Annotated in this window: 13 protein-coding genes and 1 pseudogene; 7 read left to right on the forward strand and 7 right to left on the reverse strand. The window is 62.0% G+C overall.

Features of this window, described 5'->3' with window-relative positions; all coding sequences use genetic code 11:
• Nucleotides 1-29: 29 nt before the first annotated feature.
• The 4 genes from CFE428DRAFT_RS36635 to CFE428DRAFT_RS14790 are packed head-to-tail and all read right to left on the reverse strand — an operon-like array spanning nt 30 to nt 4480.
• Nucleotides 30-1037, reverse strand: a complete 1008-nt coding sequence (locus CFE428DRAFT_RS36635) for an autoinducer 2 ABC transporter substrate-binding protein (protein ID WP_006980373.1) — start codon at nt 1035-1037, stop codon at nt 30-32.
• Nucleotides 1034-2050 carry an ABC transporter permease gene (locus CFE428DRAFT_RS36640; protein WP_006980374.1) on the reverse strand — a complete coding sequence of 339 codons (1017 nt, stop codon included), beginning with the start codon at nt 2048-2050 and terminating at the stop codon, nt 1034-1036. Before CFE428DRAFT_RS36640 ends, CFE428DRAFT_RS36635 begins: the two co-directional genes overlap by 4 nt.
• Before the next feature lies 1 nt (nt 2051).
• The gene (locus CFE428DRAFT_RS14785) at nt 2052-2981 is read right to left on the reverse strand and encodes an ABC transporter permease (protein WP_006980375.1); all 930 of its coding nucleotides are present in this window, start codon (nt 2979-2981) and stop codon (nt 2052-2054) included.
• Entirely contained in the window at nt 2981-4480 is a 1500-nt protein-coding gene (locus tag CFE428DRAFT_RS14790) for a sugar ABC transporter ATP-binding protein (protein ID WP_006980376.1), read from the reverse strand. The genes CFE428DRAFT_RS14785 and CFE428DRAFT_RS14790 overlap by 1 nt, the downstream gene beginning before the upstream one ends.
• A gap of 192 nt (nt 4481-4672) precedes the next feature.
• Here CFE428DRAFT_RS14790 and CFE428DRAFT_RS41100 point away from each other — a divergent pair.
• The 4 genes and pseudogenes from CFE428DRAFT_RS41100 to CFE428DRAFT_RS33685 form a co-directional block, all read left to right on the forward strand.
• Nucleotides 4673-4807 (forward strand): annotated as a pseudogene (locus tag CFE428DRAFT_RS41100) (heterodisulfide reductase-related iron-sulfur binding cluster); the annotation flags it as partial.
• A gap of 172 nt (nt 4808-4979) precedes the next feature.
• Complete coding sequence (locus CFE428DRAFT_RS39815; protein ID WP_006980377.1) at nt 4980-5336, forward strand: heterodisulfide reductase-related iron-sulfur binding cluster; 357 nt, start codon at nt 4980-4982, stop codon at nt 5334-5336.
• Nucleotides 5333-6748 carry a LutB/LldF family L-lactate oxidation iron-sulfur protein gene (locus CFE428DRAFT_RS14800; RefSeq protein ID WP_006980378.1) on the forward strand — a complete coding sequence of 472 codons (1416 nt, stop codon included), beginning with the start codon at nt 5333-5335 and terminating at the stop codon, nt 6746-6748. Before CFE428DRAFT_RS39815 ends, CFE428DRAFT_RS14800 begins: the two co-directional genes overlap by 4 nt.
• Nucleotides 6745-7449, forward strand: a complete 705-nt coding sequence (locus tag CFE428DRAFT_RS33685; protein WP_006980379.1) for a LutC/YkgG family protein — start codon at nt 6745-6747, stop codon at nt 7447-7449. The genes CFE428DRAFT_RS14800 and CFE428DRAFT_RS33685 overlap by 4 nt, the downstream gene beginning before the upstream one ends.
• 4 nt (nt 7450-7453) lie before the next feature.
• Here CFE428DRAFT_RS33685 and glpX read toward each other — a convergent pair whose 3' ends face one another.
• Nucleotides 7454-8509 (reverse strand): class II fructose-bisphosphatase, encoded by a 1056-nt coding sequence (glpX, locus tag CFE428DRAFT_RS14810; RefSeq protein ID WP_006980380.1) that lies wholly within the window; start codon nt 8507-8509, stop codon nt 7454-7456.
• A 169-nt stretch (nt 8510-8678) separates the two neighbouring features.
• Nucleotides 8679-10157 carry a rhamnulokinase gene (locus CFE428DRAFT_RS14815; protein WP_042725067.1) on the reverse strand — a complete coding sequence of 493 codons (1479 nt, stop codon included), beginning with the start codon at nt 10155-10157 and terminating at the stop codon, nt 8679-8681.
• 111 nt (nt 10158-10268) lie between these two features.
• On the opposite strand from CFE428DRAFT_RS14815, the gene CFE428DRAFT_RS14820 reads away from it, so the two are divergent.
• Both CFE428DRAFT_RS14820 and CFE428DRAFT_RS14825 read left to right on the forward strand, forming a co-directional pair.
• Nucleotides 10269-11522 carry an L-rhamnose isomerase gene (locus CFE428DRAFT_RS14820; RefSeq protein ID WP_006980382.1) on the forward strand — a complete coding sequence of 418 codons (1254 nt, stop codon included), beginning with the start codon at nt 10269-10271 and terminating at the stop codon, nt 11520-11522.
• A 262-nt stretch (nt 11523-11784) separates the two neighbouring features.
• Entirely contained in the window at nt 11785-12195 is a 411-nt protein-coding gene (locus CFE428DRAFT_RS14825) for a VOC family protein (protein WP_006980383.1), read from the forward strand.
• Between the two features lie 56 nt (nt 12196-12251).
• On the opposite strand, the gene fdhD is transcribed toward CFE428DRAFT_RS14825, so the two are convergent.
• Nucleotides 12252-13091: a formate dehydrogenase accessory sulfurtransferase FdhD gene (fdhD, locus tag CFE428DRAFT_RS14830; RefSeq protein WP_193352243.1), complete on the reverse strand. Its 840-nt coding sequence runs from the start codon at nt 13089-13091 to the stop codon at nt 12252-12254.
• 330 nt (nt 13092-13421) lie between these two features.
• On the opposite strand from fdhD, the gene msrA reads away from it, so the two are divergent.
• Nucleotides 13422-13994 carry a peptide-methionine (S)-S-oxide reductase MsrA gene (gene msrA / locus CFE428DRAFT_RS14835; RefSeq protein ID WP_042725068.1) on the forward strand — a complete coding sequence of 191 codons (573 nt, stop codon included), beginning with the start codon at nt 13422-13424 and terminating at the stop codon, nt 13992-13994.
• Nucleotides 13995-14050: the final 56 nt, after the last annotated feature.

Consider the following 14050-nt stretch of genomic DNA (forward strand, 5'->3'; position numbering starts at 1 on the left):
GGCACCGCCGCTCCCACGGCTACGATCACCTAAAAATCAAACTGATCGATGTTGTCTTTATTAAAGATGAACGGCTTTCCGAGGACGATGCTATCCCCCTCGATCTTCAACGTCCCGAGACGGCCGGCGTTGTATTCCTTCGCCCCGGGTTTGAGTTGGCCATTCGCCAGGTCCGCCGCGGCGTGGATGGTGAGATAGCCGAGGTCCTTCGTCTTCCACAGCACTACACTCTGCGTTACGCCTTCGTGGACGTATTTCCGATTCTCGCTCGGCAAGCCAAGGCCGATCACTTTCACCGCGCCGGTCTTGCCCGCCTGCTTCACCGCTTCCGCCGCACCGGGCACCGCCGGCGAGCAAATGGCCATGATCAGTTTCAGATTTGGATAGGCGCTCATCAGGTTCGTCGCCTCGGCCTGCGCCTTGTCCTTCAAGTCATCGCACGGCTTGGTATCGACCAGCTTCATCTTCGGATATTTCTCCGCCAGCCGCGCTTCGATGTGCTTGCGCCATTCATTCATATTCGCCGCGGTGAGCGACGCGGTGATGATGGCAAACTCGCCCTCGCTGTCGGTGAGTCGCGCGGCTTCATCCATCAAGGTCTCCGCGATCCCTTCCGGTGTCGCTTGGTTGACGAAGAAATCGCGCGCATCCGGATTCGCATCGGAATCATAAGTGACAACCTTGATCCCCTTCGACCGCGCTTTTTTCAACGCGGTCGAAATGCCTTCCTTGTTCTCGCAGGCTGCCGCGATGACATCGACGCCGAGCGTCGTCCAATTCTCGATGATCTCATTTTGCTTCGCCGGATCGGGATCGGTCGGTCCATCAAAAAGCAGGTCCACATTGAGTTCCTTCGCCGCTTCGTCCGCGCCCGCTTTGCAGGAAATGAAATAGGCGTTGCCCTTGCTCTTCGGCATGAGCGCGATGGTCAGCTTCTTGCCACCTGATGCGTTGCTGGAGCCGCTTTCCGGAGATTTATTGCAGGCCGAAAGAATCGCGAGCGAAGCGCAAAGGGCGAGGGAAAGGAAACGTTTCATGAGGGAGGAGCGGAAGAATGGCGCGGCGCGCGCAGCTTGGCCAGCAGCTTTGGCAGAGCGCCCGCACCGAGGGCCGCTAGCAGCAGCACACCGGTGAGCATGCCGGCCATCTCGCGTGGTTGCCGGGCGTGGACGAGCCCATTGTCGAGAACAGCAATCGCCGCGACACCGAAGAGCGTGCCGTGCACCGTGCCGATACCGCCGAAAATACTCGTGCCACCGAGCACCACCGCGGTAATGGCAAAGAGTTCGTAGCCCGTGCCGGCATCGGCCTTCGCCTGTCCCAGCCGCGCGGTGTAGATAATCGCCGCGAGGGCCGAGACCACGCCGGCGAGAATATACGCCTGGGCGATGCGCCGCTCGACGGGCAAGCCCGCGTAGCGCGCGCCTTCCGGCGAAAAACCAATCGCGCGGAGCGAACGCCCAAAGGTCGTGCGATGCACGAGCAGCCAGATGGCGATGGTCACTACGAGGAAGAACCAGACCTGGGTCGGCAGCCCGGCAAAGTGCTGCTGGCCGAGCGCGAGGAATGAGTCGGGGAAATTGGTGAAGGTATCGACGCCACGCGTGATCGCTTCCGCCAACCCGCGGAAGAGCGAATAGGTGCCCAGCGTGACGATCAAGGCAGGGAGGCGCAGCCGGGCGATGAGCACGGCATTCAAGCCACCGGCCAGCGCGCCGATAAGCAACGTGCACACCGCCGCCACCGGGAGCGACATCCCCACATCGCGCCACAGTTTGCCGAAAAGAATCGCGCACAACCCCAGCAACGAACCGACCGAGAGATCAATTCCGCCGGTGAGGATGATCGGCGTCATGACCAAGGCGAGCAGGCCGATCTCCGCGGAGTGCCGCATGATCTCGAAGGTATTATCCAGCGTACCAAAGCGACGCCCGACGGAGTTGAAATAAAACCATTCCGCAACCAGCACGAGCAACAGGATGGTCTCGTGACGAAAGAGGAATTCGCCGATCGCGTGGCGACGCTGGTTGGTATTGCCGGAAGCAGCCATTTCAGTTCGTCGCTCGACGGTTGCGCAATCCATCAAAGATCACCGCGAGGAGGATGATCGCGCCCTGGATGGCTTTTTCCCAATAGGCTTCCACGTGCAGGTAGGTGAGCGCGGGATTGATGCAGGCCAGCAACAGCACGCCGACAAAGACGCCCCACAAATTGCCACGCCCGCCAGACACGGCCACGCCACCGACGACCGCTGCAGCGATGGCTTTCAACTCCAGCCCGGTGCCGGATTTCGGATCGACCTGCGGCGACTGGACGACATTCAGTAGGGCCGCGAGACCAGCCAGCGCGCCCATGAAAACGAACACGGCGAGTGTGATCCACCGCGGCCGCAGGCCGGCGAGTCGTGCCGCTTCCGCATTCGAACCGACGGCGTAAAGGAAACGACCACCAGCCAGATGGCGCGAGGCCCAGGCCAGCACCGCGAGGATGATCAGCGCGCCGGCAATCAGCGCCCATTGCCCTCCGCGTTGACTGAGCCCGAACCATTGCCAGGCATCCGGCAGATTGATGAACGCGCCCTGTTGTTTCCAGCGCAGCCCTTCGCGCAAAATGACCATGGTTGCCAGAGTCACGACGATACTGGGCAACCGCAGGCCGGCGACGAGCGCCCCATTCATCGCCCCTAGCACGGCCCCGAGGACTACGACCGCACCGAACACTGCGATCAGCGGCCAACCGGAGCCAGCGAGCAACCCCGCGCAAACACCGCACAGCGCGAAGATGGAGCCGATGGAGATATCGATCTCTCGCGCGACCATGACCAGGGCCACGCCGCACGCGACGATGAGCGTCGGCGCCTCTCGCGCCAGTCGCGAAAGCAACGGCTGCGGGTCATAAAATGCCGGCGCAGCCACAGCCATGACCAGCAACAGAAGGGCCAACACAATAGCGACGGAAAGCTCTCGGGAGTATTTCTGCATCACGCCGCCTCCTTTTTCTGGCCGAGCGCGGCGGCCATCACGTCGTGCGCATCCACCCCGTGCGGGAATTCCGCCACGATCGTCCCGCCGCGCATGACGAGAACGCGGTCGCTCATCCCGAGCACTTCGGGCAGGTCGCTGGAAATCATCAGCACTGCCAGGCCCTCCGCGGCGAGATGGCGGATGATCTTGTAAATCTCGCTCTTCGCCCCGACGTCGACACCCTGGGTCGGCTCGTCGAGGATCAGCACTTTCGGCTTCGTGGCCAGCCAGCGGGCCAGGGCGATCTTCTGCTGGTTGCCACCGCTCAGACTGCCGCCGGGCGCCTGCGGCCCTGCGGTTTTCACTCCGAGATCGCGAATGAAATCGAGCGTCAACTGCCGCTCCGCCGTGGAACGCAACCACGTGCCGGGAAAAATCTGCGCATGAATGGCCATCGTCGTATTCGCGGCGATGGGCATCTCGAGGATCACGCCATGCCGGCGGCGATCCTCGGGCACATAAGCAATGCCGTGCGCGATCGCCGATCGCGGGTCGGTAATCTGCACGGCTTGCCCACCAAGCTGGATTTCACCGGTATCCGCGGGCGTCAGCCCGAAAAGAATCCGCGCCAATTCCGTGCGCCCCGCGCCGACCAGGCCCGCCATGCCGACGATCTCCCCGGCGCGCAATTCGAGATCGATGCCGTGGACGCCACTCTGCGAGCAGCCCACCTTCTTCAGCGTGAGTCGGCTCGCCCCGGGCGCGCTTTGCGCGGGCGGATAGATCGCGGTGACTTCGCGGCCGACCATCATTTTGATCAATGCTGATTCGTTGATCTCATCCACCGGGTTCGTGCCCACGGATTCACCGTCCCGCAGCACCGTCACGCGATCGGCCAGCGCGAAGATTTCCTCGAGCCGATGCGAAATATAAATCACCCCCACGCCATGCGCGCGCAGGTCGCGCACGACGGCGAAAAGGAGGTGCTGCTCCTTCTGCGTCAGCGACGCCGTCGGTTCGTCCATGATGACCACGTGGGCGCCAGCGCCGAGCGCGCAGGCGATTTCCACGAGTTGCTGCTCAGGCATGGAAAGCGTCCGCACCTCGGCCGCGGGATCGATCTCCGCCCCAATGCGGTGGAGCAACTCCCGCGCACGCGTCCGCCGCGCCGCCCAGCCGACAGTGTGCAGCGGCGAGGTCTTTTCCAAACGCAGCGCGATATTTTCCGCCACACTCAAATCGGGAAAGAGGGCCGGCTGCTGATAAATGCAGGCGATGCCGAGCGCTCGCGCCCTGGCCGGCGTGAGATGCGAAACCGATTGTCCGCCGATCTGAATTTCCCCGTCGTCCAACGCGTAGGCACCAGTGATGACTTTGATCAGCGTCGATTTCCCCGCGCCATTTTCCCCGAGCAGCGCGTGGACTTCCCCCTCCTCCAAGGCAAAGGAAACCCCACGCAACGCCCGGACCGCACCAAAGGATTTGGTGACATTGCGGAGCTCGAGGAGGGTGGCCATGGGGGAGTTTTTGCATCGGCGATTAATCGAAAACGCCGCGATCGGAAAACTGAAAATTCCCGCGCACACATTCTTTTTGCTTAGCTTGGGTTCGCTTCCGAGTATTACAAACGTGCCCAATTCGCCCGACCGCCTATGCGCGTGACGCTCTTCATTCCCTGTTTTATCGATTCGCTCTACCCGAAGGTGGCGATGTCGATCGTGCAAATTCTCGAACGCCTCGACCACGAGGTCGATTACCCGGAGGGACAGACCTGCTGCGGCCAGCCGCCCTTCAATTCCGGCTATTGGGATGAAGCGCGCGAAGTCGCCGCCCGGCAACTCGAAGTCTTCCGTGATGCGGAGGTCGTCGTCTCTGCGTCTGGTTCGTGCGGAGCGATGTTCAAGAAATTCTACCTCGAACTTTTCCACGGCCGTCCGGAGGAGGAAGCGGCCCGGCGGCTTTCGGCGAAGACCTACGAGTTCTCCGAATTTCTGGTCAACAAGCTCGGCGTGCGCGATGTGGGCGCGCGCTTTGAAGGAAAAAGTGACTTTCCACGACGGCTGCCACGGCCTGCGCGAACTCGGCACGAAAGAGGCGCCGCGCGAATTGCTCCGCGCGGTGAAGGGGCTGGAGCTGGTGGAGATGGGCGAAGCGGAATCGTGCTGCGGCTTTGGCGGCATGTTCGCGGTGAAGTATCCCCAGATTTCCACCGCCATGGCGGAAGTGAAGTGCAACTCGATCGTCGAAACCGGCGTGGACTATGTGGTGAGCAACGACTCGAGCTGCCTCATGCAAATCCAGGGTTATCTCAGCCGGCACAGTCCGCGCGTCGTAAAAAGCCTGCACCTCGCCGAAGTCCTCGCCCAGCAATGATCAATCTCCAGGAACCCCAGGAACAATTTCAGCACGACGCCGATCGGACAACGGCGGACGAGCCGCGCCGGGCGGCGGTGCGCAAGGCGCTCGGCAATTACCAGATCGCCCGCGGCAAGACGGAGAATGCCTTTGCGAGCTGGCAACACGCGCGCGACGCGGCGGCGACGATCAAGTACGAGGGCGTCAATCATCTCGACCAGTACCTGCGCGAGTTTGAGGAAAAATTCACCGCGCGCGGCGGGAAGGTTTTCTGGGCGAGCAACAGCGCGCAGGCGCGGGAATACATTTTGAATCTCGCCCGCGAGCGCGGGGTGAAATCGATCGTCAAATCGAAGGCGATGACCAGCGAGGAGATTCACCTCAACGACGCGCTGGAGAAGGATGGCTATCACGTCATCGAGAGCGATCTCGGTGAATTCATCCAGCAGCTCAAGCACGAGCCGCCTTACCATTTCGTCTTCCCGTGCATGCACTTGAAGCGCGACGAGATCAGCGCGCTTTTCGAGCGCGAGCTCGGCTCGGCGAAGACGGATTCGCCGGAGGAACTGACGATGATCGCGCGCCGGGTGTTGCGGCAGCATTACATCAATGCCGACATGGGCATTTCCGGCGGCAATTTCATCGTCGCGGAAACGGGGATGATCTCGATTACGGAAAACGAAGGCAACGCCCGGCTGACCACGGCCCTGCCGAAGATTCACGTCGCGCTGATTGGCATCGAGAAGATCGTGCCGCGGCTGGCCGATCTCTCGCTTTTCCTCCCGATGCTGGCCACCGCCGGCACGGGCCAGCAGCTCACTTGCTACAACTCGATGTACGGCGGTCCGCGCCTGCCCGGCGAGGTCGATGGGCCGGAGGAATTTCACGTCGTGTTGCTCGACAATCATCGCACGCGTTTGCTGGCCGATGCCGAGCAGCGCGATGCGCTTCACTGCATTCGCTGCGGCGCGTGCCTGAATGTCTGCCCGATCTTTAAGAACATTGGTGGGCATGCCTATGGCACGACGTATCAAGGACCCATCGGCAGCGTCATCACGCCGCACTATCGCGGATTGCAGGATTGGAAGCATCTCAGCGGAGCATCGTCGCTCTGCGGCGCTTGCACCGAGGCCTGCCCGGTGAAGATCGATATTCACCATCACCTCCTGCAAAACCGCCGCAACGCCGTGGCGGAGAAGAAGGTCTGGTGGGAGAAGCTGATTTGGTTCGGCTTCCGGCATCTCATGAAACGACCTTGGGCTTACAAGCTGGCCATTCGCCTCGCGCCGGTCGGGCAACTCTTTCATCCGTTTGTCTACGGCACGGAGCTCGATCCGGTGCAGTCGTGGACGAAGACGCGCGATTTTCCCGAGGCGGCGACGCAGTCGTTTCACGATTGGTGGCGCGAGAGAAAGGGGGCGCGGAAATGAATCCTTTGTCGCCCAATGGGGATCGCGAGGCCGTGCTCGGCCGTATTTCCGAAGCGCTCCGGGAAGAAGCGCCACGTCATCACGAGACGCCCACCAAGCCGGCGCCCAGCGGCCTCACCGCGCCGTTCCGCGAATGGCTGCCGCCGGTCGGCAAGACACGCAAGGAACAGATCGCGCTTTTTGCGAAACAATCGGAGGGGCTGAAAACGGAATTTCACGAATGCGCTTCGCCGGAAGCGGCGGCCAAATACCTCGCCGACCTGGCAAAGAAAGGTCATTGGAAGACGCTGGCGCTGCACAAGGGTGCGCTGACCGACGCGGTCGCGGGGTGGTTGCCGGAGACGCTCACCCTGCTGCGCATCGATGACGGCTATCAGAAAGAAGTGCTCGAGACCTGTGACGCCGGCTTCACGGAATGCGAGTCGTTGGTCGCGCAAACGGGATCCGTTTGCATCACCGGACGCAGCTCCGGCGGGCGCGCATTGAGCGTGTTGCCGCCGCATCACGTGGTCATCGCGCACAAGACGCAGATCGTGACCGATCTCGCCGCGGCATATGAATCGCTCGCGGAAAAATACCGGGACAATTACCCGAGCTTTATCTCCTTCATCACCGGCCCGAGCCGGACGGGAGATATCGAGCGCATCCTCGTCCTCGGCGCCCATGGGCCGAAGAAGTTGACGGTGTTGCTGGTGCCGTAGGCGTTTAAATATTCGCCTCCCGCTGCACGCTGCGGAGGTGGATCGTCTTGTTCTCCAAATCGTGCACGGCGCGGATGTAGCGGACGGTACGGCTGCGGGCGCGCATGAGGATCGAATTGGTGATCGCTTTCTTGCCGATCAGGCGCACGCCGGGGAGCAGCGAGCTGTCGCTGATGCCGGTGGCGCAGAAGATGGCGCTCTTGCCGTTGACGAGGTCGTCGACGGTGTAGACGCGCGTGAGATCTTCCTCGCTCATTTCCTTGAGCACGCTGGCGCGTTCTTCGGCGTCGCGCGGCCACATGCGCAGGAGCATTTCGCCGCCAAGGGCCTTGAGCGCGGCAGCGGTGAGGATGCCTTCCGGCGAGCCGCCGATGCCCCAGTAAAGATCCACGCCCGAATCGACGAGCGACGGCGAGACCGCCGCGGTGATGTCGCCATCGGTAATCAAGCGCAGAGCGGCGCCGCACTGGCGCACTTGCTTGATGACATCGGCGTGACGCGGGCGATTGAGTGTCATGACCACGAGCTCCGGCACGCGTTTGCCGAGCGCCTTGGCGATGCGCTTGAGCGTGATGTCCATGGGATCGTCGATCTGCAACGGTTCCATGCCGCCGGCGATGGCCTTCACGACCTCCGGCCCATAGGCCATCTTGGTCGAATAAAAGGTCGGCAGGTTTTTCATCGCGTGCCCTTCGCCTTGCGTGCGCTCGCTGGCCGCCATCACGGAAATGGCGTTGGGCAGGCCGTTGGCGGTGTTGCTCGTGCCGTCGACGGGATCGAGCGCGATGTCGAATCGCGGCGAGCCGACCCGCCAGGTGCCGAGCTGTTCACCGAGGAAAATGCCGGGCGCGTTGTCCTTGATGCCCTCGCCGATGACGACTTCGCCCGCGATGTCCACGAGATCGAAGACGCCGTAGATCGCGTCGCACGCCGCGGCATCGGCGGCCTCTTTCTCGCCGCGACCCAGCCAGTGGATCACGTTGAGCGCCGCATTTTCGGTCGCGCGCACGAACTCAAATTCGATCGTCCGCTCGGGGTCGGACAAAGATAGGGAAGACATGACCTGATTACGAACCGGCAATTTTCCGTTGGTCAAGGAAGGGCGTGAAAAACTTCGTGGGAGGGCGGGATTTCCGGGAGCCCTTAATCTTAATCTTAATCCTGTCCGCGCATCGGGGGATTAAGATTACGATTAAGATTAAGAAAAACCCTCCGGCCTTGAGAGCCTCTCAACCCGGCAATTGAGCGAAACGGGTGTGCGCCGCTTCCCAGGCGTCATCGGGCCGTGGCTCGTAGCGGATGGTGGCAAAGGATTCGCGGATCACCGCCCGGCCCGCAGCCAGATCGGGCAGGCTGTCCAGGGCCAGGAGTTGGGAGAGCACATTGCCCAACGCGGTGGCTTCGACCGGCCCGGCGACGACGGTCCGGCCGGTGGCATCGGCGGCGAGTTGATTTAGCAGTTCATTTTTCGATCCGCCGCCCACGATGTGCAACACGCGCACCTTGCGGCCGGTGAGGCGTTCCATCTCTTCCAGCTTCGCCGCGTAGAGGAGGGCGAGGCTATCGAAGATGCAGCGCGCGAATTCTCCGGGCGTCTGCGGCTCGGGCTGGCCGGTCTCGCGGCAAAAGGCGCGGATTTCCGCCGGCATATCCGTGGGGCTGTGGAAGCGCGGATCGTTCGGTTGGATGAGCGAGCGCAGCGGTCGCGCCGCGGCGGCGAGCGGGGTGAGGCTGGCGTAATCGTGATCGTGCCCCTCGCGCGCCCAGATGCGCCGGCACTCCTGCAACAGCCACAGGCCGATGATGTTTTTCAAAAACCGAATGGTGCCGCCGTAGCCGACTTCGTTCGTGAAATTCGCCGCCCGCGCCGCGTCGTTCATCAAGGGCGCGGGCAATTCCACGCCGATGAGCGACCAGGTGCCGGAGCTGAGATACGCCCAGTCATCACCCTGCGCCGGCACCGCGGCGACCGCGGCCGCGGTGTCGTGCGTGCAACCCGCCACCACCGGGATCGGGCTAAGACCGGTCTCTGCTCTCACATCAGGCAGCAGCGGCCCCAGCACGGTGCCGGGCGGGACGATCTCCGGGAAAAGTTGGCGCGGAAAACCGAAATGGGAGATCAGCTTATCCGACCACTTGTGGGTGCGTGGGTCGAAGAGCTGGGTCGTGCTCGCATTCGTCGCTTCGGCGACGGCGCGTCCGCACAGGAGATAGTGAATCCAATCGGCGACCAGCAGCAGGCGCTCGGCGGTGTTGAGCAGCATGACGTCCTCGGCCTGGTCCGCGAGCAGGGCGTAGAGTGTATTGATCGGCATGAACTGGATGCCGGTCTCGCCAAAGACGAGGCGCTCGAAATCCGGATTGCGGGCCGCGCGAAAGGCCGCCTCGCGCCGGGCACTGCGATAATGATAGGGGATGCGCAGCAGCGGTTCCTGGCCGCGAATGAAGGCGTAGTCGATGGCCCAGGAATCGACGCCGATGCTGGCGATGGGATGCCCGCGCTGCGCCGCCATGCGCAGGCCTTGAAGGATCTCACGGTAGATACCCAGCAGATTCCAGCGTAGCGAGTCGTGGACGCGCACTGGCCCATTGGGAAAGCGATGGATTTCCTCCAGCTTCAGCCGCTGGCCATCGAAAGTGCCGAGCATGACGCGCCCGCTTTCCGCGCCAAGATCACAAGCGATGTGGTAGCTGGGGAGACTTGCCATCCCGCCGGGCATAGATGCGAGCTGGGGCATACGTAAAGCCGCAAATCGCTCGCGGCGCCGTTTCGGTTTGCCAAGAAACACGATTCGGGTTTGCGTCCGCCTCATCCACCCATGAGCTTATCCGCCTATTCTCTCGCGCTGGAGGCCTACGCCGAACACGGCGTCGATACCGAGGCCGCGCTGCAAGTTCTCGCCCGCACGCCCATCTCGCTGCACTGCTGGCAGGGCGATGACGTGCGCGGGTTTGAATCCGGAGCCGGGGAACCGGGCGGCGGGCTGGCCGTCACGGGAGCTTATCCCGGCCGGGCGCGCACGCCGGAGGAATTGCGGGCTGATCTCGATCAGGCGCTCGCGCTCTTGCCCGGGCGCCATCGTCTGAATCTCCACGCCAGCTATGCGGAGCTCGGCGGCGCGAAAGTCGACCGTGATGCTTACACGCCCGCGCATTTCCAAGGGTGGATCGATTGGGCCAAAGCACGGGGATTGGGGCTGGATTTCAATCCCACCTATTTCGGTCATCCCCTGGCCCAAAGCGGGCTCACGCTCACCCATCCCGATGATGCGGTGCGCCAATTCTGGATCGCCCACGGCATCGCCTGCCGGCGGATCGGCGCGGAAATGGGCCGGCAACTCGGCTCGGCAGCCGTCACCAATGTCTGGATTCCCGATGGCTCGAAAGATCTCACCGTCGACCGCCGTAGTCCTCGCGAGCGTCTGGCGCATTCGCTGGATGCGATCTTCGCCGAAGCGATTGATCCCGCTTTGGCCATCGATGCCGTGGAGTCGAAGCTCTTCGGTCTCGGCAGCGAAGCTTTCGTCGCCGGTTCACACGAATTTTACCTCGGCTACGCCATCACGCGCCGAAAGCACGTCTGCCTCGACGCCGGCCATTTTCATCCCACCGAAAGCATCGCCGACAAGATTTCCAGCGTCCTGCAATTCGTGCCCGGCCTGCTTCTGCACGTCAGCCGGGGGGTCCGCTGGGATAGCGACCACGTCGTCCTATTGGACGACCCCACCCGCGCCATTTTCGAGGAACTCGTCCGTGGCGATTTTCTCGGACGCACCCGCGTCGGCCTCGATTTCTTCGACGCCAGCATCAACCGCGTGGCGGCCTGGGTCATCGGCGCCCGCGCCGCGCTGAAAGCGCTCCTGGCCGCCCTGCTCGAACCGATCGCCCAACTCCGCGACTACGAAAAGGCGGGCGACTTCACCAGCCGCCTCGCCTTATTGGAAGAAGCCAGGACGCTGCCTCTCGCCGCCGTCTGGGACGAACATTGTCGACGGCAAAATGTGCCGCCCGGGCTCGGCTGGCTGACGGAGGTACAACGTTACGAACGTGAGACAAGAGCTCATCGCATTTGAGATGAGAAATCCTCAGAAAACGCGACCACGACTGGAAGGTTAACGATATTGCGGAATTGAGAATTCAACGCTTTTACCACCCCTCTTTTCAGAGGAACCTGTTTAAATCATTGTGTATCTCGAAAATGCCTTGCGCCTGAGGAAACAGAGAGAAAAATACGCGTTTTTGCGGTGCTGTTCGGATTTTATCATTTCTCGGTTGGTAAATATAATTTCAATAGAAATCATAGGTTAGGCACGCCCGCTGCTAGGTGTTATCACCATGATCTCACTCACCAGCTTGCCTGCTGACGCCGAACCCGAGACTGATGAAGAACTCAACGGCGCGGTGGCGGCAAATCCCTCGTGCTACTCCGTCACCATCTTCACCCAGCGCTGGAAGGAAGTCCGCGATTTCTATGTGGATATCCTCAATGCCCGCGTGCTCAGCGAGCGCACCGATCGCTACTGCGAGATGGATCTCGGCGGCATCCCGCTCACGGTCCGTCGCTGCGAGCATGGTGAGATGGTCAGCTACTTCCATCTCTATGTCTCGATGAAGAATCGCGACGCTGTGCTCGGCGAACTTCGCCGCCGCGGCATCATCGTTACCACCGTCGGTCCTTACACGAACTTCCGCGACCCCGAAGGCCGCGTCATCAAGCTCTCCGAGGAAAAGACGATCGTCTCCTGACGATCACGCTGCGGAGCGACTGAGGCGCTCCCGCAGTGAAACGGTGCGATTTGTTTCTACCGCGTGATGCGTTCGGCGCCAGCATAGGCGTTCATCGAGCGGCCACGCAAAAAACCCACGAGAGTCTGCCCGCTCTCGCGGGCAAATTCCACCGCCAGGCTGGACGGCGCCGAGATCGCCGCCACGATGGGAATCCCGCCAGCGTGGGCTTTCTGCATCATTTCAAACGACGCGCGCCCACTCAAAAGCGCGATGTGGCCGTGCAGCGGCGCGATTTTTTCCAGCAACGCCCAGCCGAGCAATTTGTCCAGGGCATTGTGGCGTCCCACATCCTCGCGTGCGGCGAGTAATTTTCCCGCGGCATCGAAAATCGCGCAGGCGTGCAGGCCGCCCGTGCTCTTGAAAGTATCCTGCTTGCGCGCGAGTCGCTGGGGCAACGCCAGGAGCACGCTCGCCTTCACCCGCGCCTCGTCGTGCAAGGGCTTGCGCCGTTTCAAAACCGCATCCACCGAGGCTTTGCTGCAAATCCCACAGCTCGAGGAGGTAAAGACATGGCGGGTCAGCTTCTCAAAATCGAAAGAGTCCGGATGCGTCAATGCGACATCCACGGCGTTGCCCGTGCCCGTTGCACCCTGCTCGATGCAACTGGTGATATCGAAAATGTCCTTCGCCGTCTTGATTACGCCTTCGCTGAGCAGGAAACCGGCGGCGAGTTCCCGGTCGTGCCCGGGCGTCCGCATCACCACCGCAAGAGGGCGTCCCTCGACACGGATTTCGAGCGGCTCCTCGGCCGCGAGGACATCGTCCACTTCGCCGCGGGAACGGCCTTCGTCGTAGCGCACCATCCGAATCTCTCTTGCCTCCGCACTCAGGTTTGAATGTCCGGGTGCTTTCATCGCAAAATTCCGAGTCGCACGCACGCGTTGTCAATGGCCCTCACCCGGCTGGCGCCAGGATGCGTCCGGGCATGAACCGACCGGCGGTGCGAGACAACGTGGGAGGACATGGGGTCAACAATGAAGCGTGGGGCAGGCAGCGCGTCGAGCCAAGCCGCGCGCCGCAATCAGGCAATTGCAGAGGTCTGCCTCGCCGTTCGTCAGGCGCGGAGCGACCTTGGGTTGCGCTCTTCCGCCGTCTCGCTAACATCCTTTGTCGTGAAATCGTTCCTCTCCCTTCTTTTCCTTGTGGCCTGCACGGCCAGCGTGCTCGCCGTCGATGCCAAGCCTATGAAAGACCAACCCGCTTCCGACAAATCCGCCGCCACCGAGCGCATCACCTTCGGCGGAGGTTGCTTCTGGTGCATGGAAGCTGTGTTCCAGCGGCTCAAGGGCGTGAAAGCCGTGGCCTCGGGCTTCGCGGGCGGCGACGTGCCGAATCCCTCTTACAAGCGAGTCTGCGAAGGCGACACCGGCCACGCCGAGGTGGTGCAGATCGAGTTCGACCCGAAGGAAGTTTCGTTCGAGACGTTGCTCCACGTCTTCTGGGCCGCGCATGACCCTACGACCCTGAACCGCCAGGGCCACGATGTGGGCACGCAATATCGCTCGATCATTCTCTACGAAAACGACCAGCAAAAGGCCGAAGCCGAGAAGTCCAAGGCCGAAGCGCAGAAGGATTTCAAGGACCCGATCGTCACGCAGATCGTGCCGTTGAAGGCCTTCTACAAGGCCGAGGATTACCATCAGGATTATTTCAACACGACCGGCGATCGGAACCCGTACTGCACCGTGGTCATCCGCCCGAAGCTGCAGAAGCTGCTCTCGAAAGGCCTGATCCGCGAAGAGCCTTACATCAAGTAGGGCTCGCAGCAAATAATGTCGGCAGTCGGCGATTGGGCTCCGTAAGATCGCCCTCC

This window comes from Chthoniobacter flavus Ellin428 (genome assembly GCF_000173075.1).
In the GTDB taxonomy this organism is placed as follows: Bacteria; Verrucomicrobiota; Verrucomicrobiia; order Chthoniobacterales; family Chthoniobacteraceae; genus Chthoniobacter; species Chthoniobacter flavus.

Excerpts from the sequence above, each read along its gene's own strand:
- CFE428DRAFT_RS36635 (WP_006980373.1), bottom strand. The coding sequence starts at position 1,037 with ATGAAACGTTTCCTTTCCCTCGCCCTTTGCGCTTCGCTCGCGATTCTT.
- CFE428DRAFT_RS36640 (WP_006980374.1), bottom strand. The coding sequence starts at position 2,050 with ATGGCTGCTTCCGGCAATACCAACCAGCGTCGCCACGCGATCGGCGAA.
- CFE428DRAFT_RS14785 (WP_006980375.1), bottom strand. The coding sequence starts at position 2,981 with ATGCAGAAATACTCCCGAGAGCTTTCCGTCGCTATTGTGTTGGCCCTT.
- CFE428DRAFT_RS14790 (WP_006980376.1), bottom strand. The coding sequence starts at position 4,480 with ATGGCCACCCTCCTCGAGCTCCGCAATGTCACCAAATCCTTTGGTGCG.
- CFE428DRAFT_RS39815 (WP_006980377.1), top strand. The coding sequence starts at position 4,980 with ATGTGGGCGCGCGCTTTGAAGGAAAAAGTGACTTTCCACGACGGCTGC.
- CFE428DRAFT_RS14800 (WP_006980378.1), top strand. The coding sequence starts at position 5,333 with ATGATCAATCTCCAGGAACCCCAGGAACAATTTCAGCACGACGCCGAT.
- CFE428DRAFT_RS33685 (WP_006980379.1), top strand. The coding sequence starts at position 6,745 with ATGAATCCTTTGTCGCCCAATGGGGATCGCGAGGCCGTGCTCGGCCGT.
- glpX (WP_006980380.1), bottom strand. The coding sequence starts at position 8,509 with ATGTCTTCCCTATCTTTGTCCGACCCCGAGCGGACGATCGAATTTGAG.
- CFE428DRAFT_RS14815 (WP_042725067.1), bottom strand. The coding sequence starts at position 10,157 with ATGGCAAGTCTCCCCAGCTACCACATCGCTTGTGATCTTGGCGCGGAA.
- CFE428DRAFT_RS14820 (WP_006980382.1), top strand. The coding sequence starts at position 10,269 with ATGAGCTTATCCGCCTATTCTCTCGCGCTGGAGGCCTACGCCGAACAC.
- CFE428DRAFT_RS14825 (WP_006980383.1), top strand. The coding sequence starts at position 11,785 with ATGATCTCACTCACCAGCTTGCCTGCTGACGCCGAACCCGAGACTGAT.
- fdhD (WP_193352243.1), bottom strand. The coding sequence starts at position 13,091 with ATGAAAGCACCCGGACATTCAAACCTGAGTGCGGAGGCAAGAGAGATT.
- msrA (WP_042725068.1), top strand. The coding sequence starts at position 13,422 with ATGAAAGACCAACCCGCTTCCGACAAATCCGCCGCCACCGAGCGCATC.